The sequence below is a fragment of the Acinetobacter sp. A2 genome (genome assembly GCF_012371325.1).
GTDB lineage: Bacteria > Pseudomonadota > Gammaproteobacteria > Pseudomonadales > Moraxellaceae > Acinetobacter.
Window position 1 is genome coordinate 48724 of sequence record NZ_JAAZQX010000008.1, and the last position, 20817, is coordinate 69540.

Below are 20817 nucleotides of genomic sequence, written 5' to 3' on the forward strand. Positions count from 1 at the left end.
GAATAAGGAGAGTTGTTGTGACCTTAAATGTCGGCTCAGATTTTAAACAGCGCTGGTTAACTGCGCCTCAGGCTGTGCGCCAGACATTTATGGATGACCTTTACCGCATCTGTGAAGTCTTGCAACCTGAAACGAATTTGCAAAACTGGATTGCCCAAGATCAACGTGCACAACAGCAATCTCAGAACACCATTGAACAAGCTTATGCCAATTTAAAAGCACGCTTGATTGAAGAAGCCCGCCAGCGTCGTCAGTTGGCCTTAGAGAAAAAACTGGAGCAGCAGCGTGCAGAACAAGCAGCCTATGCTGCACAGTTACAACAAGATGAAGCTCAGCGTTTTGCAGAGCAAACCCAGACCCTAGCCATTATGCGCCAAAGTTTGGATCATGAAATTTCAACCTATACCGCACGTTATCAGAAAAATCCTGAATTCCCTGCACTGAGTTTTAATAAAGCAGCTTTAAGTGTTAGTGATGATCAAATCCTGTCTGAATTGGAAAGTGTGCGTTTGCGTTTAGAATTAGAAGCAGAAACCCAGATTGAACAAGCAGTGACCATTTTCCGTGCACGCCTGCATGCTGCTGCTCAGGAAGAAATAGACTATATTTTAAAAAATTCAAATTTTTCTAAAGAGTAATTTTACTTTTTATACAAAATTAACCCAAAGTTTTAACCCAAGTGTCATTAAACTGCAACATTTCTGTCACATCATGAGCGCTCGGAAAAAGTTGAATTTTCAACTTTTATTTCCTTTTATGACTTTTGCAATCATGGGTTTCAAATGGATATCTTGACGAAAATTTCAGGAAAAATCGACCATCTACATACGGGCGAACAGTGGAGTATTCGTGCTCAGGATCTATGGATGAGTCGTGCAGACTTCCAATCATTATGCATGTACTTATCTAAAGAGGCTGAAAAAGGTGAGTTTTCAATTCAAAGCGATAACGCAATTGTGCCACGTTTAGGTGGTACTGAGTTGACAGTCATCAAACACTAAAACCAAATATGATCAAAAGTCCACACTGTGGGCTTTTTTTAGCACTAGCCAAAATAAAATTAAGGGTTTAAATCCAATCACCCAACCAAGATAAAATATTACCTAAACCGTAACCTATTGCCATTAAAGAAAAAATCCACACAGCAGCACCGACTACGTTATACACAGTAAAAGTCGCCAAAGGCATATGCCCCGACCCTGCTGCAAAGGGTGCAAAAGACCGCACGAAAGGTATAAAACGTGCCATTAAAATAGTTTTACCGCCATGTTTCATAAAATAATGGTTGGTTTTTACAATATATTCGGGTTTGAAATAACGTGAATGCTGATGAAAGTATTTTAGTCCCAATATGCGTCCAGTGTAGTAGTTGACGCTATATCCCAAGACCGCAGCAACAAAAAGCAAAATGCCCATATAGTGCAAATGCACCACGTCAGTGGTAGAGCACAGCGCACCAATGGCGATCAGCAAGCTGTCACCTGGCAAAAAGAACATAAACACGGAACCTGTTTCTGCAAAAATGATCAGAAACAAAATGGCATAAATCCACACCCCATAATTATCGAGTAATATGGGCAGCCAGTATTCCAAATTCATTAAAATATCAATCATCTACAATAAACCAATGCATCATCCATGATGAAAAAATGACTTTATTCGGCTGAATTATCCCTAAAAATAAAAAAACAGTCTAATTTTTCAATCAGACTGTTTGAATTTAACGGCGTTGTGCTTATTTTAAAAAGCCATTTTCAGCCAAAAACTCCATGCTGATTTTGGATTGCTGTGTGGTTTCTGCAGCTTTATCACCCAATAGCAAACGCTCAATATAGCGTGCCAATACATCCACTTCTAAATTGACTTTGCTGCCGACTTTCCACGTACCAATATTGGTGCGTTCTGCCGTATGCGGAATTAAATTTAGGCTGATGATGCTGCCACGTAAATGGTTAATAGTCAGGCTAATGCCATCTACCGTCACCGAGCCTTTTTCTGCCAAATATTTGGCAATTTCTGCAGGTGCAGTTACTTCATAGTAAATCGAGCGTGCATCTTCACGTACCACGGTAATTTCACCCACGGCATCTACGTGCCCACTCACGATATGCCCACCAAAACGTGTGGTTGGCAGCATGGCCTTTTCAACATTGACAGGTTGACCGACTTTCCATGTACCTAAAGTGGTGCGGTTCAGACTTTCACGCGACACATCTGCCGCATACCAGTTATCGCCCCACTCAATCACGGTTAGACAAATACCATTGGTGGCAATCGAGTCACCCAAATGCACATCTGACATATCTAAATCTGTCTGAATACGCAAACGTACATCACCGCCCACACTTTGCAGGCTTTCCACTTTACCTAAACTTTCAATAATGCCTGTAAACATAATTCTTTCTCTAATGTGTTCATTAAGGTGGGCTTACCACAAGGCCAGCTGGGTACTCACCCCTGAGGTATCGACACCGCCCAATTCTGCAAAATGGTACAACTGACCCAGCAACTGACGAATTGGCGGGCCTGATTTGGCATGGGTGTCGGTAATCACAATAAATTCCAGCACGCGCGCACGTTCAGACTGACGCTGCTTACTGACACGATAACGTGGCACATCTTGCGTCAATAATGTCACGCGGCCACGTTTCAAGTTAGCTTGTAGCAAGTCAGTGGCACTGATATTACCATCGGTAGAATAGCTGGTCAGAATAAAACGTGCATTGATGGTTTCCAATAAGGTTTCATAAGCCTCTTTGGCATACTTGGAAGAGTTGTATGGACTTGGACGTTCCTTACGCCACGCACGGTCAATACCACTTTTAAAGCCTTTGGTGTCTGGAGTGGGTAAATCGACCTGATCCCACAGCGTTAAAGCATTTAAAACATGATAGTTACTGCTATAGGCATGTTGGTTATATGGAGGGTCCAAATACGCGACATCAACCTCAAAACCACTCATTTGATTAGCCAGATGCTGTGCATCAACACACCACATTTCTGCAGCAGGTTTGCTGGCATCGCCAATTTCACAAAAACGGCTTGGAGTGAGCCACAATAACGATTCAATTCGTTCTAGTGCAGTTTTAGTTTTACCACCCCAACCATGGTGGAAGCTTTTAAATACCCCACTGGTATTGCTGACAAAACTGGCAGAATAGAGTAAAGGTGCCAACAAGGCCGACATCTCAACATCATCAATTGCACCCTGCGCTTGCCACGTGGCAATTTGCTGACGAATCGCATCAATACGCATACCGTTACGACGTTTAAAAAATAAACGGTCACGGCTCGGGTCATAAATTTCGTCGTTACGTGGGCATAAGTTATGCGTTACCCAGCCTTTGACTTCAGGCAAGCGGTTCAAATAATCAATGGCTTTTTGATAACCGCCTAATTCTTTAAACGCAGGTGCTTCGGTGCAGGCCAAAATCGCATGGTTTAAGGCATGGCTGTAGGGTTCCCAGTCATTGGCAATTACCCGATAGCCATTTTGGCGAGCCAAACGTGATACCACGCCTGAGCCTGCAAAAAAGTCAGCAAAAATTGGGGCACGACCATCTTTAGGATGTAGCGTTCCTGTCTGTTCAAGGGCTTCTAAAATCAGATGCAGTAAACGGCGTTTATTGCCCAAATAAGGCACCAATTGATGAAATAAGTATTCATCGGTGGTGCGTGCCGCATGACGACGTTTGTGATAAACCGTTGACTCTGAACTCATAGTGTCTCTTGAGAAGGAATTAACCTAAGGCGCACGTCATCACCCAATTGAGTGACGTCGCAAAGTTTAAATCGAAGTTGCTCTGCCATCTGCTCAAATTCTGCATTAAACATGGCACGTGCTGATTGCCCTAATAATGTAGGCGCCACATAGCTGATGACTTCATCAACTAAGCTTTCTTGCAAGAAAGCGGTAGATAAAGTTGCGCCTGCCTCAACCAGTACATCATAAATTTGATGCTGTTTGACCAGTTCAGCCAGTAAGCTTGCCAAAGGCTGTACCGCCAATTGTATCACGCCTAAGGCTGCCAACTCTGCACGATACGGCCCCATCACCATCACGGTTTCAGGTTGCTGCAGAATTTGTGCGCTCAAAGGCAAACGACCTTGACGGTCTAAAATAATCCGTTTTGGCTGTACCACATTGTGAAGATCATCCACCGCTGCCAACTGACGTACATTGAGCAGACAGTCATCGGCCAGTACCGTATCAATACCCGTAATGACTGCTGCAGAAATTGCACGCCAATGTTGCACATCTGCACGTGCTGCAGCCCCTGTAATCCATTTAGATTCACCCGAAGCCATGGCGGTACGACCATCCAAACTAGAGGCAATTTTTAAACGCACATAAGGCATACCTGTAGCCATAGCTTTTAAAAAGCCTGCATTTAACTGTGCTGCTTCAGCTTCTGCCACGCCCACACTGACCTGAATACCTGCATCCTGTAAAATCTGAACGCCTTTACCTGCCACCAATGGATTTGGGTCTGGACAAGCCACAACCACTTTGACCACGCCTGCATCAACCAAGGCTTTGGCACATGGTGGTGTGCGCCCATAGTGTGCACAAGGTTCCAAGGTCACATAGGCGGTTGCACCCTGCGCTTGTTCAGCGGCCTGACGCAAAGCAAAGACTTCGGCATGTGGCTGTCCTGCACGCGGATGGAAACCTTCGCCCAATAATTGGGCATCTTTAACAATAACGCAGCCCACGTTCGGATTTGGCTTAGTGCTGTATTGCCCCAAACGTGCCAGTTCAATGGCACGACGCATCCAAAAAAGATCATCAGGTTGCGCGTCAGTATTGAGTTCAGTCATGGATGGATGCTGTGGAATAGATGCTGGCATTGTGCTTTATTGCTCACGCGACTGCATTTGTTCAATTTGGCGACGGAAGGCTTCAACATCCTGAAAGTCTTGATACACCGAGGCAAAACGTACATAAGCGACATGATCCAATGCAAATAAAGCCTGCATAACAACCTCACCAATGGTACGTGATTTCACATCACGCTCTCCCAAACGGCGAATTTGCAGTTGGATGTCACTAAGTACCGTTTCAATTTGCTCTTGGGTCACAGGACGTTTTTGCAAAGCATGCATTAACGAACGACGCAACTTGGCTTCATCGAAAGGCTCACTTTTACCATCGGATTTAATTACCCGAGGCATGACCACTTCATAACTTTCAAAGGTGGTAAAGCGTTCACCACAGCCAATACACTCACGACGTCGGCGAATTTGGCAGCCTTCTGCCGCCAAACGTGAGTCAATCACTTTACTGTCTGCAGTGTTGCAAAATGGACAATGCATAGCGGTTTAATTGCACAAATTTAAATGAAAATGCAGTGTAGCAAAATTTCCAAACTTTGTAGAGTTTTACGCAACATATAGAAAAAAAACAGCCCCGAAGGGCTGTTTTACACAATATATTGATTATGTGCTGTCTGAATTATTCTACACGTTCACCATGTTGGCTTAAGTCGAGTCCCATACGCTCATCTTCTGCAGCCACACGAATACCGATGGTTAGATCAATTACTTTTAAGATGATGAAAGTCAGTATAGCTGAGTAAGCAATGGTCGCTAACACACCTTCAACTTGCACCCAAAGTTGGCTCATCAAGTTGCTTGGTGCAGCATCGCCCATAATAAACTCGCTGGCAAAGAAGGCGGTTAAAATTGCACCGACAATACCACCTACACCATGTAGTCCAAAGGCATCTAGAGAGTCATCAGCTTTCAGGGCGCGTTTTAAGGCAGTAATACCCCAGAAACATACGACACCACCAATTAAACCCATCGCTAATGCACCACCAACAGTCACAAAACCTGCTGCTGGAGTAATCACCACCAAACCTGCAACAGCACCCGATGCAGCACCTAATACCGAACCTTTACCACGTACCAGTTTTTCAACAACAAGCCATGCGATTGCTGCGGCTGCGGCTGCCACTTGAGTCACAACTAAGGCATAACCCGCTGCACCATTCGCGCCTAAAGCAGAACCACCGTTGAAACCAAACCAGCCCACCCAGAGTAAACTGGCACCCAGTACAGTCAAAGTCAGGTTATGCGGAGCCATAGATTCACGGCCCAAGCCCATACGTTTGCCCAACATGTATGCAGCAACCAAACCTGCAACACCCGAGTTAATATGAACAACAGTACCACCAGCAAAATCAAGTGCACCATCATTGCCTAACCAACCACCACCCCATACCCAGTGGGTAATTGGTGCATAGACCACGACCACCCAGATCGCGATAAAGGCAACAAAGGCACCAAACTTCATTCGTTCTGCAATTGAACCACTGATAATTGCCACAGTAATAATGGCAAAGGTCATTTGGAATATCACAAATAGAATTTCAGGAATACTGCCACTGAGCGCATCGGTACCAATGCCCGCCAGCATGACTTTGTCTAGACCACCAATAAAGGCATTACCTTCACCAAAAGCCAAACTATAGCCCACTGCCACCCAGGCAATACTGACCACGGCTGCTGCTACAAAGCTATAGGCCATAGTATTGAGTACGTTTTTCTTGCGTACCATACCGCCATAAAACAGTGCCAAACCAGGAATGGTCATGAGTAAAACTAAAGCAGTCGAAACTAAAATCCAAGCGGTATCGCCTGTATCTAATACAGCTTCTGGTTCAGCAGCTTCAGTCGTGCTGACTTCTGCTACAGCTGCAACTTCTGTTGTTGCATTTGTTGTTTCGATAGGAGATGTTTCGGCAGTTTCAAGCACTGCAACATCTGAAGTTGGTGCGGTGGCTGTTACGGCTTCTTCAGCCCAAGCAACAGAACCACCAAGAAGTGCGCCTGATAGACTCAGCGCGAGTAGCATTTTTTTCATTTGTGTCCCCCGACCTTTGTTTTTGTGAGTTATTAGGTACTCAGCAAACTTCGTGCCATTTTCTTAAACAGCGTCTGCACCCGTTTCACCTGTACGAATACGGATGACTTGTTCGAGGTTAGTAACAAAGATTTTGCCATCACCAATCTTGCCCGTACTAGCAACACGAGTGATTGACTCAATCACCGAATCCACCATTTCATCACTAATTGCGATTTCAATTTTAACTTTAGGCAAGAAGTCAACGACGTATTCAGCGCCACGATAAAGTTCGGTGTGACCTTTTTGGCGACCGAAGCCTTTGACTTCTGTTACGGTGATCCCTTGAACACCAATTTCAGATAATGCTTCACGCACATCATCTAATTTAAAGGGTTTTACAATTGCAGTTACGAGCTTCATGTTTGTTTTCCTTCGGCTTAATTCACCAGTAAGGTTTTATGTTCAAATTCCATGCCAAAGTTCTAAGGTCGGGGGAAATTAGAAACCGTGACATGAGTTTTCTTTATACCTTATTTTATACATTTATATGGTTTTGATCTTCAAAAAATAGACATATTTACTAGAAGATTTACGATTTTACTCATCGAATAAATCCATATTTCGTCTGAAATGCTATAGTCTATTAAAGACCAGTGCTACACTGCCTACCTTTGTCCATCTGTGTGGAAACAACAATGATTGAAACTTTATTACAAGCCATTTTGGAACAAATTGAACAACCCAAAAAAGATTTAGAACATAATTTACGTGCTTTACTGAATGAAGCCGTGACAAAAATGGATTTGGTCTCTCAAGATGAGCTAGATCGTCAGCGTACTGCGCTGAATAATGCCAATTTGCGTTTAAATGAATTGTTAAAACAAGTCGAAATGCTCGAACAAAAGATGCAGCTCAAAAAATAAGCACCAATTTAGTGCCATAAAAGACCAAACACCTATAAAAATAACGCACCAAAACGGATCATAATAATAATGTCTTTTGCCAAAGTTTATACACGGGGGCTATTGGGTCTGCACGCCCCTGCCATTGAAGTCGAAGTCCATTTAAGTCAGGGTTTACCCTCTTTGACGATTGTCGGCTTAGCCGAAGCGGCAGTCCGTGAAAGTAAAGATCGGGTACGGCTCTGCCATTATCAATAGTGGTTTTCAATTTCCAAGCAAACGTCTAACCATTAATTTAGCACCAGCAGACTTACCTAAAGATGGTTCTCGCCTTGACCTTGCCATTGCTTTGGGCATTTTGATTGCTTCAGGTCAACTGCCCGAACACAGTAGCGATGGTTTAGAATTTATTGGTGAACTGGCTTTAGATGGTCAATTGCGTCCAACTACAGGTACGCTGAGTATTGCGATTGCCTGCCAACAGGCACAGCACTGTTTAGTTTTACCCGAACAAAATGCGCAAGAAGCCGCACAATTACCAGACTTTGAAGTTTTTGCTGCCAATCACTTAAAACAAGTTTGTGAGCATTTGGCACAACATCAGCCACTTCATAAAGTCACGCCAGTAAACCAGCCTTTGCTCTCGGCTTCGGCTTTTGATCTGGCAGATGTAAAAGGGCAATTACGCCCAAGACGTGCTTTGGAAATTGCAGCAGCAGGCGGACACTCCTTGTTGTTTAAAGGCCCGCCAGGCACAGGTAAAACCTTGTTGGCTTCTCGCCTTGCCAGTATTTTACCGCCCTTAGATTTACAAGAAAATTTACAAGTTGCGAGTATCTACTCAGTCGCCAACACACCGCATACTTTTGGGCAACGCCCATTTCGTGCCCCACACCATACTGCCTCTGCCGTAGCATTGGTCGGGGGTGGCTCATATCCAAAACCTGGCGAAATCACGCTGGCGCACTTAGGCGTGTTGTTTTTAGATGAATTACCTGAGTTTGATAAGAAAGTATTAGAAGTATTGCGGCAACCGTTGGAGTCTAAAGAAATTGTGATTTCTCGGGCATCGCGACAAATTACCTTTCCAGCGAACTTTCAATTGGTGGCTGCAATGAACCCCTGCCCCTGTGGTTATGCTTTTAATCAGGACGTGCGCTGTCAATGCTCTACAGAAAGTATTAAACGCTATCAAAATCGTATTTCAGGGCCACTGTTAGACCGCATTGATTTACATATTGATGTTCCACCACTACAAGCCCATGAATTACAAGACAGTAGACCTGTTGAAGATTCCGAAACGGTGCGAAAACGCGTAATTCAAGCTTATGAATTGCAAATGCAACGACAAAAGGGCTTAAATATGTCGCTCAGCCCAAAACAATTAGAACAGTTTGCCCTATTAGATGGCACTGCACAGGATATTTTAACCATTGCACAACAACGGTTAAATTTGTCTGCACGCGCTTATCATCGGGTGTTACGCGTCGCACGTACTATTGCAGACTTGGCGCAAAGTGAACAGATTCAAAGCGGCCATTTGAGTGAAGCATTGTCTTATCGTGGCAATCCAGCCTAGGCGAAAATATTGAGATATAAAAACAGCCCATTGCCATGTCTAAGCAATGGGCGAGTTATCTTGTTATTCTTTTGGATGTTACTCCCAATTGGAGCTTCTTATTTATCCTAAATACAGAGGACTTAGAATGCTTTGGTCAAAGTAAACACAGCACCTGTTTCAACACCACGCTTCGCAGCGTGTGACATGCCATCTGTATCAATATCTGTACCAACTGCAGCCAATTCAGCAGATAAACCTTCTACTGATGCAAAGCTATAGCTCACACCTGCTTTCCAGTCGATATAACTGTCTTCACCACCACCAAAATCAAAATCATCTGCTAGGGTGTAACCAATACCCGCAACACCTGAAAAACCTGTATCTGCAAACGGTACGCTATAAGTTGCATTGAAATACCAAGCATCTGTATCACCACCTAGAAAATCATTGGAGTAGTTAATTGCGGTAGATAAGCTGGCATCTTTAAATCCTACATCGCTAAAGCCCAATTTGGCATAGGCTTCCAACCAGTTTAAATCGCTTTCACTTGGGTAAAGGTAATACCATAGACCCACGTCTAATAATGGCTTGCTGGCAAAACTGTCTAAAGTAGTGGCATAACCCAAATAAGGGTCAAGTTCTAAATGTGCTGTGCCGCCAAAATCGACATTGGAACCCCACACACCTGCATAAAGGCCTGAATCATGGCTCAACGCAAAACCCGCTTGCACCGCAGGATCACTCATTGTTTGTGTCATGCCACGAAAACGATAATCACTGGTCATTGCCGCAGTACCACTAAAAGACAATGCTGAAGTTGATTCTGATGCCATGCTTAGACCAGATGCTGCCATCATCGCTGCTGCAAAAAGTGTTTTAAATCCCATGTTCATGATTATTCCCCCTGCATCTGATGAGATGCTTGTGTCTATTGTTGTTTAACTCACATGGAGAATTGCAAACCGTGTGCCAACATTCAAAAAAACAAGATTTCCCATACTTAGAATAGCCTCACAACCACATATAAATAATTGTTATTTATATTTATTTTCAAATTAATAAATTTCTTATTTTTATCACTGTGGCCTATAAGATACTTTTTTTATTCTTTTTAGGTAGATGTTTAAGTCATATTTACTGTGCAGATACCGAATACATTGCAATATTTTTGATGTGCCTGACTTAGAACTCCATTTTAAACTACCTAAAAAAGTGCAATAACATTTATTCCCACATCTTTGCATATACTAAAAACTGGGACAAAGTCATTACTCATATGCTTATAGCCCCTTGCCCATTAAGGGCAAACAGCATGTTTGGCCTAGAAAAAATATTTTTGAATGCGAATAATTTTTTTGCACCAAGAACATGCATATCATTCAAATTGTTAAACCGAATAGCCAATGTGAGATTTCAGCAGCATTGTGGCAGGCCGATGCAATCTCTTCTGAAGTTATTACACTTAAAAATTTAGCGAAAAGAGAAATACTAATTGGGTCAAATTCATCAAAAACAGCGCAAATAAAACACTGTATTTCACATGAAATACCTCATAGCTAAAAACTATTAGTTACCCCATAAACACCTTTCTATTTTTTATACTTTTAGTTCAAATAAAAACCAAAATATCCAACTTTATCTATTTTTAAATTTAAAACCGCACTTTTGAAGAAATACTTAACAAGATGAAATAAATATAAAACTTTAGGTTTTTACTTACTTATTTCGCCATAAATTCTTAACTTAAACTGCTGAAATATTAAACAAAGATGATTTTATGGCTAAAATTTACAAAAAACTTAAAGCATTGCTCCCAAGTCATCCATTCTAGCTGTTCAGCTCATTTAAAATTATGTTTATGTTTTTACTAAAAATTAAAATAATTATTAAACTTTTAAAAATTCAATATTTTTAATGACCCTACAGTTTATCGAAAAAATGCTTAACTTTAGTGTCATAAGCACCTTAAAAATGATATTTTCGCGCCTAAATAGCGATACAATTCGGCTACGTTTCAACTACACATTTACTGCATGAGGCTCTCTCCCAATGCTGAAATCTAAAAAACTGACACTTGCGTTATTGATCAACGCAGCGCTTATTTCAACTGCATTTGCTAGCGAACAAAGTGAATCTAAAGGCTTTATAGAAGACGCAAACGGTTCGGTTTTATTCCGTACAGGCTATTTAGCTCGTGACTATAAAGATGTAGCCCCTGATACAGATACCAGTTCATTTGCACAAACAGCAATCATAAAATTAGATTCAGGCTTTACCAAAGGTGTAGTCGGTTTTGGTGCAGGGATTATTGGTGATGCTTCATTCAAGCTAGGCGAAAATGCGCATACGGGCAACGGAATGATTCCAACACATAATGATGGCTCTGCTTATGACCATTGGGCACGTGGTGGTGCTTATGTAAAAGCACGTATTTCCAATACAACAGCAACTTACGGTACACAAGTACTCGATTTACCTGTATTAGCTAGCAACACTGCCCGCTTAGTACCTGAATATTTCACGGGTGTACTCGTTCAAAGCAATGAAATTGATAACTTAAACTTGGTTGCAGGTAAATTTACTGAAAACCAATATTCAAGCCAAATCAATTCAGATGGTAATCAATTAGACCGTGCTGTGGTATGGGGCGCGAAATATACATTTAATGATGACTTAAAAGCATCTTATTATGGTGTTGATGTTAAGGATAAATTAGATCGTCACTATGCCAATGTGAACTATAACCACGGCTTAAAAGATGATGCTGCTCTTAACTTTGATCTAAGCGGCTACCACACAAAATTCTCTAAAGATGCTTCAACTTATTCAGCAACAGGTACGATTGCAAACACTGCCTATGGTACAAATGCAGAGAATGGTGGAATTGCAGGAACAGAGAAAACCAATGACATTTGGGCGATCTCTACCTCATATAGCAAAGATGTACACAATGTGATGTTGGCTTACCAACAAAACTTTGGTGATGTAGGCTATGACTACGGCGGCAACGCAGATGGTGCTCAATCTATTTATGTACCTAACTCGTATTTGTCTGATTTTGTAGGCAATGACGAAAAATCTTTAGGCTTACAATACAACTATAACTTTAAAAATCATGGTCTTCCAGGTCTAAACTGGACAACTGCTTTTGTTTACGGTTGGGATATTGATGTTCGTGACCAAGCAAAAGAAGGACAAGAACGTGAATTCTTTAACCAAGTGAAATACACCGTTCAATCAGGTTTTGCGAAAGATGCTAGCTTACGTCTACGTCATTCATACTACCGTGCAAACGATGAATACAAGAGCGTATATATGCCAGACACCAACGAATGGCGTATCTGGTTAGATATTCCTGTGAAATTATTCTAATTTCTCAGAATAGAAACCCAATAAAAAACCTGCACAAAAATTGTGCAGGTTTTTTATCTCAGCTTTAAAATAAAAAGCTTAGCAGGCTAAGCGCAAATTATGGATTTGCTGCTTTATAACCTTCAATTGAGTTCAATACTTCTTGTTTTGCAACATCTGCACCTTCCCAACCACTTAACTTCACCCATTTACCTGGTTCTAAGTCTTTATAGTGTTGGAAGAAGTGTTCAATTTGGCTGATCAACAATGGTGGAAGATCAGTATATTCTTGAACATCTTTATAAATTGGGGTTAGTTTTTCGTGCGGAACAGCAACCAGTTTCGCATCAATACCACCGTCATCTTCCATGTTCAATTTACCCACTGGGCGGCAACGAATCACAGAACCTGGCTCTACTGGATGTGGTGTTACGACCAATACGTCTAACGGGTCACCATCCAATGAAAGTGTATTTGGTACATAACCGTAGTTCGCTGGGTAGAACATTGCTGTACCCATAAAACGGTCTACAAATAACGCATCAGAATCTTTATCAATTTCGTATTTGATTGGCGCTGCATTGGCAGGAATTTCAATAATTACATAGATGTCATTTGGTGCATCTTTACCCGCAGGGATATTGCTGTAGCTCATAGCATCACTCTTTAACAAGTTAAATCTTTTTAAAACCGCGTCAATTATAACGGTATTCGGTCTGGAATTACTGCGAGATTATACATCTGCCAAGTAAAAATACATATTTTCAGACCTGACTTGATCAGGTCAGTTTAATCACCATCAATAAAATACAAATTGGGCAAAGCAATGACAAAATCCAGACAATTGAGCGTAAAGTGGCCCAATTGGCTAAATAGCAAATGCCGTAAGCAATACGCAGTACAATATAAGCAATACCAAACATCATCACTACCACTTGTGGGATGACCATATATTCGGCCATCAATACTGCTGCCACAAATAATGGTAGGCTTTCAAAACTATTTTGTTGCACTGCATTGGCACGTGCCGCTAAGCCTGTTGTTTTGGCTAAAAATTCACGTGGATTTTGATTATCTTCACTTTTAAAACCACCTGCCATTTTGGCCACTACCGTAAAAACATAGGGCAATAGGCATGCAATAATAATCAGATAAACCACCCCACTTATGCTTTGCATCAATTTTTTCTCATAAACTGTGTTTAGAACTTATCATAACATGGCATTTCTTGAATAAATTTTGTTAAATAGCATGTTTTAAGCAATTGTATAAAGGATCCATTATGGTCAGCCCTGATCAAAAGGAAATGTTCGATGTACTTGAAAAGCAGCGCCAACATCAACTGCGAGTGGATCGTGTTTTAAAAATTGTCTTACCCATTGTGGCATTTTTATTGATGGTGATTTGCGCCAACATGAACGTATGGTCCACCATTTTTACGTTTATCGTATTGTGGGTTGCGTTTTATGCCGTGGGTATTAAGCGTTTACCGCTGTGGCACTGGCTAATTGTGATTGTGGTGTATTGCCTGATTGATAATATTTTAAGTTATGGCAGTTTCAATCAGTCTGGGTTTAGCCGACAATTTGGCGCTATGTTTATTTTCTTAGGCATTGTTGGTGTTGGCCGTCGTTATTTTGACCGCTGGCTCATGAAAGAATAATGCTGTTTTGTTCTAAGATATAACGATTGGTTTTCTAAAAAAGAACCATAAAAAAATGCCCCTGAATGTTCAGGGGCATTTTTTAGAATATGCTGAATGAATTATGCAGTTTTACGCAAATCTTTACGTAAGATTTTACCCACGTTCGATTTTGGCAATTCATCCATAAACTCTACATAACGTGGGCGTTTATAACCAGTTAAGTTCTCTTTAGCAAATGCCAATACTTCTTCTGTCGTCAATGAAGGGTCTTTCTTCACTACAAACAGTTTAGGCACTTCACCTGATTTTTCATCAGGTACACCAATGGCAGCCACTTCTAAAACTTTAGGGTGTTTAGACACAACTTCTTCAATTTCAGATGGGTAAACGTTAAAGCCAGACACCAAAATCATGTCTTTTTTACGGTCTACAATTTTCACATAACCACGTGAATCCATCACACCAATGTCACCCGTACGGAAGAAACCATTGATCATAACTTTTTCAGTTTCGTCTGGACGGTTCCAGTAACCACGCATCACTTGCGGACCACGGATTGAAATTTCACCTTGTTCACCCAGTGGAACTTCATTACCGTCATCATCCAAAATAGCCACTTCGGTTAATGGCAATGGAATACCAATCGTACCGCTAAATTCTTCAGATGCAGGTGGGTTTGCAGTCGCAACAGGAGAAGTTTCAGATAAACCATAACCTTCAATAATGTTGGTACCTGTGACTTTTTTCCACGCTTCAGCTGTTGATGGCAATACTGCCATACCACCGCCCATCGCCATCTTCAATTTGCTGTGATCGAGCTGTTTAAACTCTTCATTGTTCACTAACGCATTGAATAACGTGTTTACTGCAGGGAAGAATGTCGGCTGATATTTACGCAATTCTTTCATTACCGCAGGTAAGTCACGCGGGTTTGGAATTAGTACGTTAGCCTGACCTTTATACATGCCGTAAAGTGCACACACCATGAATGCAAAGATGTGATAAAGCGGCAATGCACAGAAAATACGGTCATCTGGCTGACCATCTTGTGCACCAAATTTACTTTGGAAAATACCATCACATTGCAGCATGTTAGCAACAAGGTTGCGATGCGTTAATTCTGCACCTTTAGATACCCCAGTTGTACCACCTGTATATTGCAATACAGCAGTATCACTTAAAGTTAAGCTTGGACGTTTGTAGTTGCTTGGACTCACTTTAGACATTGCCGCATTAAATTTAATGTGACCTGGAATGTTCCATGCTGGAATTTGCTTACGCACTGAACGTAAAACGAAATTCACCAAAGTACCTTTTAAAGCACCTAGCATATCGCCCACAGAAGCAACAACCACGTGCTTCACAGGAGTTTTACCAATAATGGCTTGATAAACAGAGGCAAAGTTTTCAACAATTACCAAAACTTCAGAACCTGCGTCATTTAACTGATGCTCAAGCTCACGCGAAGTATAAAGCGGGTTCACGTTCACCAACACTAAACCTGCGCGGAACACCCCCAGTGCAACAACAGGATATTGGAGAACGTTCGGCATCATCACCGCAACACGCGAACCTGGTGCCAAACCTAAACTTTGTAGATAAGTTGCAAATTTACGGCTTGCTTCTTCAAGCTCACTAAAGGTTAAAACCTTATCCATAAAGATAAAGGCATCACGCGAACCAAATTTTTGGAAATTGCGTTCAAAAACATCTACAAGTGACGTGTTTTCTGCAGGTAGCTCTACAGTTTCTGGAATCCCTGTCTTTTGGTATTCAGCAAACCAAATCTTTTCCATAATGCCAATTTCTCCAATCAATAATCCTTAGTTTTAAACTGTTTTTCTCAATATCGGACGTCGTTGTTTGCTTGTTTATGCCCAATATTGCATCCATTTTCACGAATACAAACCATATATAACGTATTTTGCTTAAAAAACGCTAGTATTATCTTTGAATTAACAGTTTATTTGCTTTTTGATAGCCGCGTGGTAGGAGCTGACCTTTCGTGCCACGCTTCGCCACATATTTAAGCAAGTCTTCGCCTTTGAGTTTTAATTGTTGCTGTCCTGCAAATACTTGAATTGCTTCATCTAAATTTAAGGGTAGCATAGACAACAACTGATCTTTTTCTTCAAGTTGTATCAATTTATTACCTTTACCTTTGTTTAAAACTGGCAATTCTGACAACTCAATTACCAATAAACGTCCCGCTGAACTGAGCAGTGCAACATGACTGGCTTGTTCAGTCATTTGTAAATTCATCACCGTGGCTTTTTCAGGCAAAGATAAGAACGCTTTACCGGCTTTGGCACTGGTATCTAGCTGCTTGGCCTGCGTTTTAAAGCCATAACCTTTGCTGCTGGCGGCTAAAATTTCACTGTCATCTTCTGCAATCAGTAATTGTTTAAAGCCAACACCACTGGCAGGTGAAAGCTTAGAACTCAGCGGCTCACCTAAACCACGTGCCGATGGCAAGCTATTAATGGCCAGCGCATAACTGCGTCCTGTATCATCAAGAATATAAACACGCTGATTGGATTTGCCTTGCGCATGACTAAGGTATTGATCACCTGCACGGAAGTTCAGATTTTCTGCATCCACTTCATGTCCTTTGGCACAGCGAATCCAACCTGCTTCTGACAACACCACAGTCACAGGGTCGGCAGGTAACATATCTTGCTCATTAATTGCAGTCGCTTCAGCGCGCAATACGATTGGTGAACGACGATCATCACCAAATTTTTTCGCGTCTTCTTTCAACTCATTAATAATCAAATTTTTCAAAGATTCAGGGTTGGCCAATTGTTCACGAATAATGGCTGCTTTGGCTTCGAGTTCTTCCTGTTCACGGCGAATTTCCATTTCTTCAAGTTTGGCTAAATGACGTAGCTTTAACTCTAAAATGGCTTCGGCCTGAATTTCATCAATCCCAAAATGTGACATCAGTTCAGCTTTAGGATGATCTTCTTCGCGAATAATTCGAATTACAGTATCAATATCTAAATAGGCAATCAGCAAACCTGCCAAAATATGTAGACGCTTTTCGATTTTATTGAGATGGTACTGCAAACGACGTGTAACGGTATTCTTACGAATTTCAATCCATTCCAACAAAATACGACGAATCGACTTCACCTGTGGACGACCATCTGCACCAATCATGTTCATATTGACGCGATAGCTCGATTCTAAATCGGTGGTGGCAAACAAATGACTCATCACCGCTTCGGCATCAATACGGTTGGAGCGCAGTACAATCACCAAACGGGTTGGGTTTTGGTGATCGGATTCATCACGAACGTCACTCACCAATGGCAGTTTTTTTGCCTGCATTTGATCTGCAATTTGGGTAATGATTTTCGAGCCTGAAACCTGATATGGCAGTTCTGTAATCACGATTTCATTTTTTTCAACGCTGTAAACAGCACGCATACGGTAACTACCACGCCCTGTACTTTGCATTTTTAGCAATTCTTCAGGTGGGGTAATAATTTCGGCTTTGGTCGGTAAATCAGGCGCAGGAATATATTCTGCGACTTTTTCATCACTCAAATTTGGATTACGAATCAGGGCAATAGTACCTTTGACCACCTCACGCAGGTTATGCGGTGGAATATCGGTGGCCATCCCCACGGCAATACCTGTGGTGCCATTCAGCAAAATATTCGGCACACGTGCAGGTAAATTGACAGGTTCTTTTAAAGAGCCATCAAAGTTATCTTGCCAGTCACAGGTACCCTGCCCCAATTCTGCCAACAACACTTCACTATATTGCGACAGTTTGGCTTCGGTATAACGCATCGCCGCAAATGATTTAGGATCATCTGGCGAGCCCCAGTTACCCTGACCTTCAATAAAAGGATAGCGATAGCTAAACGGCTGTGCCATCAATACCATGGCTTCATAACAGGCGGAGTCACCATGTGGATGGTATTTACCCAGCACATCCCCTACGGTACGGGCCGATTTTTTTGGTTTACCGCTGTGCTTGAGCCCCAGCTCACTCATGGCATATACAATACGGCGCTGAACAGGTTTCAGACCATCACTGATATGTGGCAATGCACGATCCATGATGACGTACATGGCATAGTTGAGATATGCACGTTCGGTAAATTCTGCTACGGAACGGTTTTCTGTCGCATGATGCGCAAGGTTTGTCATAAAACCTATCGTCCTAAATCATTTGTTTTTGTATCAATGGGCTTATGCTAAGTCGCAGTTGCATCCTGCACAAGAGTTAGTACAGATGCTCTGCGACATTTTGTGTCTTATGACTTAAAAATATGCATTTTATAAACGATATGCAATTCCAAATAAAATAGGCAAATTGTCTTTTATAAACCCATCGACTCTAGCGTTTTGCCTTTGGTTTCTTCACCCAATACCACAATCACCACAGCCACGGCCAATAAAACAGCAGTAAACATCATAAAGACATAACTAAAGCCATTTTGCATCACCATTAAGTGAGTGACCACCATTGGGGCGACAATCCCCCCCACACGCCCAATGGCCGAGGCCCAACCCGAACCAAAAGCACGGATATTGGTTGGATATTGCTCTGGAGTGTAGGTGTATAACACGCCCCACGCACCCAAGTTAAAGAATGACATCAGACAACCCCAGAACATGATCATCGCCACACTGTCTGCCTGACCAAAGAAGTAAGCCGAGACTGCACACATTCCAATAAAGCCAGCCAAAGTGGCTTTGCGCCCTAATTTTTCGACCAACCATGCGGCAGCAATATAACCCGGGAGCTGTGCCAAAATCATGCCCAATACATATTCAAATGACTGTACGATGCTATAGCCTTGCTGTACCAACAGGCTTGGCAACCATGTAAAAATGCCATAATAGGAATAGACAATACCAAACCAAATTAACCACAGCATTAAACTACGGCGGGCGAATGGCCCTGACCATAGCTGGGTAAATGAAATGTGTTGTTTGGCTGCAACAGGCTGAACTTCAATCTGTTCAATCACCTCTACCCCGCATTGACGCTCAAACTTTTGTACTAAGGCATGTGCTTCGGCAATACGTCCACGGTTAATTAAATAAGGAATCGACTCAGGAACTTTTTTCCAGATCACCAAGGCATATAAGGCAGGCAAACCACCAATTAAAAATGCCATGTGCCAATCAAATTTTGGAATCACAAAATAGGATACCAATGCCGCACATAACCAGCCCAAGCCCCAAAAACTTTCCAGCAATACAATAAAGCGCCCACGCACATGCGCAGGAATATATTCACTAACCAAAGTTACGGCAACAGGAAGCTGCCCACCCAAACCTAAGCCAACAATAAAACGAAATACCAACAACCAAGTTAAATTAGGTGCAAGGGCACAGACTGCAGTTGCCAGACTATAAATAACTAAAGTACTGGCAAATACTGTTTTACGTCCAATTTTATCGGCCAGACCACCTGAAAAGACTGCACCAATGGCCATACCTACAAAGCCAATTGACACCACCATGCCTTTTTCCGCAGGGGTCATGCTCCAGTCTTCTGCCATTTTTGCCAAAATAAAGGAAATCAGTCCTGTATCCATGGCATCAAACATCCAGCCCAGACCAATCACCACCAGAAGGCTATAGTGAAATTTACCAATCGGCAGACGTTGTACACGTGAAACTAAATCCATAACACACTCTTCAGGTTGGCTAAAAGGAGGGCTGTGCGGGGCACAGCGGTGTGTTCTATTTTTATACTATGAATACTTATAGAAGGGATAGTCCCCAAAGACCAATCCTATGCGATCAGTCTAAAATTTAAATTTGAAAATGAAGTAGTCTTAGGACTCATCTTTGGATGATGCCGAATGCTCATCATCATCCTGATAAATAAATTTTGGCATTTCCAGACCAAAGTAAATGGCAATCAAACGCAAGGTAAAGCCAAACACCAAAGTCGCGATCACGGTCAGTTCTAAAGACAGTCCGATTTCAATACATAGCCAATAACAAATGACAGATACAAAAGAAATACTGGCATATAGCTCACGGCGGAACACCAAAGGCACATCGTTACATAAAATATCGCGCAAAATCCCGCCAGACACACCTGTCAGCACACCTGCCACGGCAGATACCACAAAGCCATGCCCCATTTCTAAAGCAATTTGACAACCAATAATGGTAAAGCCAATTAAACCCAAGGCATCTAGTACCAAGAAAATTGAGCGTAGATGGCGCATCCATTTGGCAATCAGAATCGTGACAAAAGCGGCAATACAGGTCAGCACCAAATATTCAGGATGCTTCACCCAAGTTAAAGGATAGTGCCCCAACAAGACATCTCGTACCGAACCACCACCCAATGCAGTGACACAGGCAATTAGGGTGACCCCAAACCAGTCCATGCTACGACGCCCTGCAGACAATGCGCCTGTCATCGCTTCTGCAGTAATGGCAATTAAGTAAATGACCAACAACAACATGGACTTGCCCTTCTTTCACTAGGCCAATAGATGCGCGTTATGATAAGCGAAAACCA

20 protein-coding genes and 1 pseudogene are annotated in these 20817 nt (G+C 42.1%); 7 read left to right on the forward strand and 14 right to left on the reverse strand.

Features of this window, described 5'->3' with window-relative positions:
- Positions 1-17 precede the first annotated feature (17 nt).
- Together HHA43_RS04785 and HHA43_RS04790 are read left to right on the forward strand one after the other, a co-directional pair.
- Entirely contained in the window at positions 18-638 is a 621-nt protein-coding gene (locus HHA43_RS04785; RefSeq protein WP_168525652.1) for a hypothetical protein, read from the forward strand.
- Positions 639-782: 144 nt separating this feature from the next.
- A complete protein-coding gene (locus tag HHA43_RS04790; protein WP_136144345.1) occupies positions 783-1001 on the forward strand; it encodes a hypothetical protein in 219 nt (72 codons plus the stop codon).
- Between the two features lie 67 nt (positions 1002-1068).
- On the opposite strand, the gene HHA43_RS04795 is transcribed toward HHA43_RS04790, so the two are convergent.
- From HHA43_RS04795 to glnK, 7 genes are all read right to left on the reverse strand, one after another.
- Positions 1069-1614 carry a VTT domain-containing protein gene (locus tag HHA43_RS04795; RefSeq protein ID WP_168460954.1) on the reverse strand — a complete coding sequence of 182 codons (546 nt, stop codon included), beginning with the start codon at positions 1612-1614 and terminating at the stop codon, positions 1069-1071.
- 121 nt (positions 1615-1735) lie between these two features.
- A complete protein-coding gene (locus tag HHA43_RS04800; protein WP_096902235.1) occupies positions 1736-2395 on the reverse strand; it encodes a riboflavin synthase in 660 nt (219 codons plus the stop codon).
- Between the two features lie 33 nt (positions 2396-2428).
- Positions 2429-3721 (reverse strand): DNA adenine methylase, encoded by a 1293-nt coding sequence (locus HHA43_RS04805; protein WP_131260998.1) that lies wholly within the window; start codon positions 3719-3721, stop codon positions 2429-2431.
- On the reverse strand, positions 3718-4821 hold the full coding sequence (ribD, locus tag HHA43_RS04810; protein WP_136144347.1) for a bifunctional diaminohydroxyphosphoribosylaminopyrimidine deaminase/5-amino-6-(5-phosphoribosylamino)uracil reductase RibD: 1104 nt from the start codon (positions 4819-4821) through the stop codon (positions 3718-3720). The genes HHA43_RS04805 and ribD overlap by 4 nt, the downstream gene beginning before the upstream one ends.
- Before the next feature lie 36 nt (positions 4822-4857).
- Positions 4858-5316 (reverse strand): transcriptional regulator NrdR, encoded by a 459-nt coding sequence (gene nrdR, locus HHA43_RS04815; protein WP_096902237.1) that lies wholly within the window; start codon positions 5314-5316, stop codon positions 4858-4860.
- Positions 5317-5455: 139 nt separating this feature from the next.
- A complete protein-coding gene (locus HHA43_RS04820; protein ID WP_168460956.1) occupies positions 5456-6868 on the reverse strand; it encodes an ammonium transporter in 1413 nt (470 codons plus the stop codon).
- Between the two features lie 63 nt (positions 6869-6931).
- Positions 6932-7270 (reverse strand): P-II family nitrogen regulator, encoded by a 339-nt coding sequence (glnK, locus tag HHA43_RS04825; protein ID WP_004650081.1) that lies wholly within the window; start codon positions 7268-7270, stop codon positions 6932-6934.
- Between the two features lie 275 nt (positions 7271-7545).
- Between glnK and HHA43_RS04830 the strand changes: the two genes are divergently transcribed.
- A complete protein-coding gene (locus tag HHA43_RS04830) occupies positions 7546-7773 on the forward strand; it encodes an accessory factor UbiK family protein (RefSeq protein WP_136143898.1) in 228 nt (75 codons plus the stop codon).
- 69 nt (positions 7774-7842) lie between these two features.
- A pseudogene (locus tag HHA43_RS04835) lies at positions 7843-9331 on the forward strand (YifB family Mg chelatase-like AAA ATPase).
- Positions 9332-9453: 122 nt separating this feature from the next.
- On the opposite strand, the gene HHA43_RS04840 reads toward HHA43_RS04835, so the two are convergent.
- On the reverse strand, positions 9454-10209 hold the full coding sequence (locus tag HHA43_RS04840) for a TorF family putative porin (protein WP_373687280.1): 756 nt from the start codon (positions 10207-10209) through the stop codon (positions 9454-9456).
- A gap of 472 nt (positions 10210-10681) precedes the next feature.
- Here HHA43_RS04840 and HHA43_RS04845 point away from each other — a divergent pair, with 472 nt between their 5' ends.
- Together HHA43_RS04845 and HHA43_RS04850 are read left to right on the forward strand one after the other, a co-directional pair.
- On the forward strand, positions 10682-10873 hold the full coding sequence (locus HHA43_RS04845; RefSeq protein ID WP_168541844.1) for a hypothetical protein: 192 nt from the start codon (positions 10682-10684) through the stop codon (positions 10871-10873).
- Between the two features lie 489 nt (positions 10874-11362).
- Complete coding sequence (locus HHA43_RS04850; protein WP_168541846.1) at positions 11363-12685, forward strand: OprD family outer membrane porin; 1323 nt, start codon at positions 11363-11365, stop codon at positions 12683-12685.
- A gap of 97 nt (positions 12686-12782) precedes the next feature.
- On the opposite strand, the gene ppa is transcribed toward HHA43_RS04850, so the two are convergent.
- Together ppa and HHA43_RS04860 are read right to left on the reverse strand one after the other, a co-directional pair.
- Positions 12783-13319 (reverse strand): inorganic diphosphatase, encoded by a 537-nt coding sequence (gene ppa / locus HHA43_RS04855; RefSeq protein WP_004975651.1) that lies wholly within the window; start codon positions 13317-13319, stop codon positions 12783-12785.
- A 124-nt stretch (positions 13320-13443) separates the two neighbouring features.
- On the reverse strand, positions 13444-13842 hold the full coding sequence (locus HHA43_RS04860; RefSeq protein WP_168419445.1) for an MAPEG family protein: 399 nt from the start codon (positions 13840-13842) through the stop codon (positions 13444-13446).
- Between the two features lie 104 nt (positions 13843-13946).
- On the opposite strand from HHA43_RS04860, the gene HHA43_RS04865 reads away from it, so the two are divergent.
- Positions 13947-14327 (forward strand): hypothetical protein, encoded by a 381-nt coding sequence (locus HHA43_RS04865; protein ID WP_168460960.1) that lies wholly within the window; start codon positions 13947-13949, stop codon positions 14325-14327.
- A 101-nt stretch (positions 14328-14428) separates the two neighbouring features.
- Here the strand turns inward: HHA43_RS04865 and HHA43_RS04870 are convergent, their stop codons facing one another.
- The 4 genes from HHA43_RS04870 to HHA43_RS04885 form a co-directional block, all read right to left on the reverse strand.
- Positions 14429-16105: an AMP-binding protein gene (locus HHA43_RS04870; protein ID WP_168541848.1), complete on the reverse strand. Its 1677-nt coding sequence runs from the start codon at positions 16103-16105 to the stop codon at positions 14429-14431.
- Between the two features lie 148 nt (positions 16106-16253).
- Positions 16254-18473, reverse strand: a complete 2220-nt coding sequence (parC, locus tag HHA43_RS04875) for a DNA topoisomerase IV subunit A (protein ID WP_168541850.1) — start codon at positions 18471-18473, stop codon at positions 16254-16256.
- Between the two features lie 173 nt (positions 18474-18646).
- Positions 18647-19966 carry an MFS transporter gene (locus HHA43_RS04880; RefSeq protein ID WP_168541852.1) on the reverse strand — a complete coding sequence of 440 codons (1320 nt, stop codon included), beginning with the start codon at positions 19964-19966 and terminating at the stop codon, positions 18647-18649.
- Positions 19967-20116: 150 nt separating this feature from the next.
- On the reverse strand, positions 20117-20761 hold the full coding sequence (locus tag HHA43_RS04885) for a trimeric intracellular cation channel family protein (protein WP_168419440.1): 645 nt from the start codon (positions 20759-20761) through the stop codon (positions 20117-20119).
- Between the last annotated feature and the right edge of the window lie 56 nt (positions 20762-20817).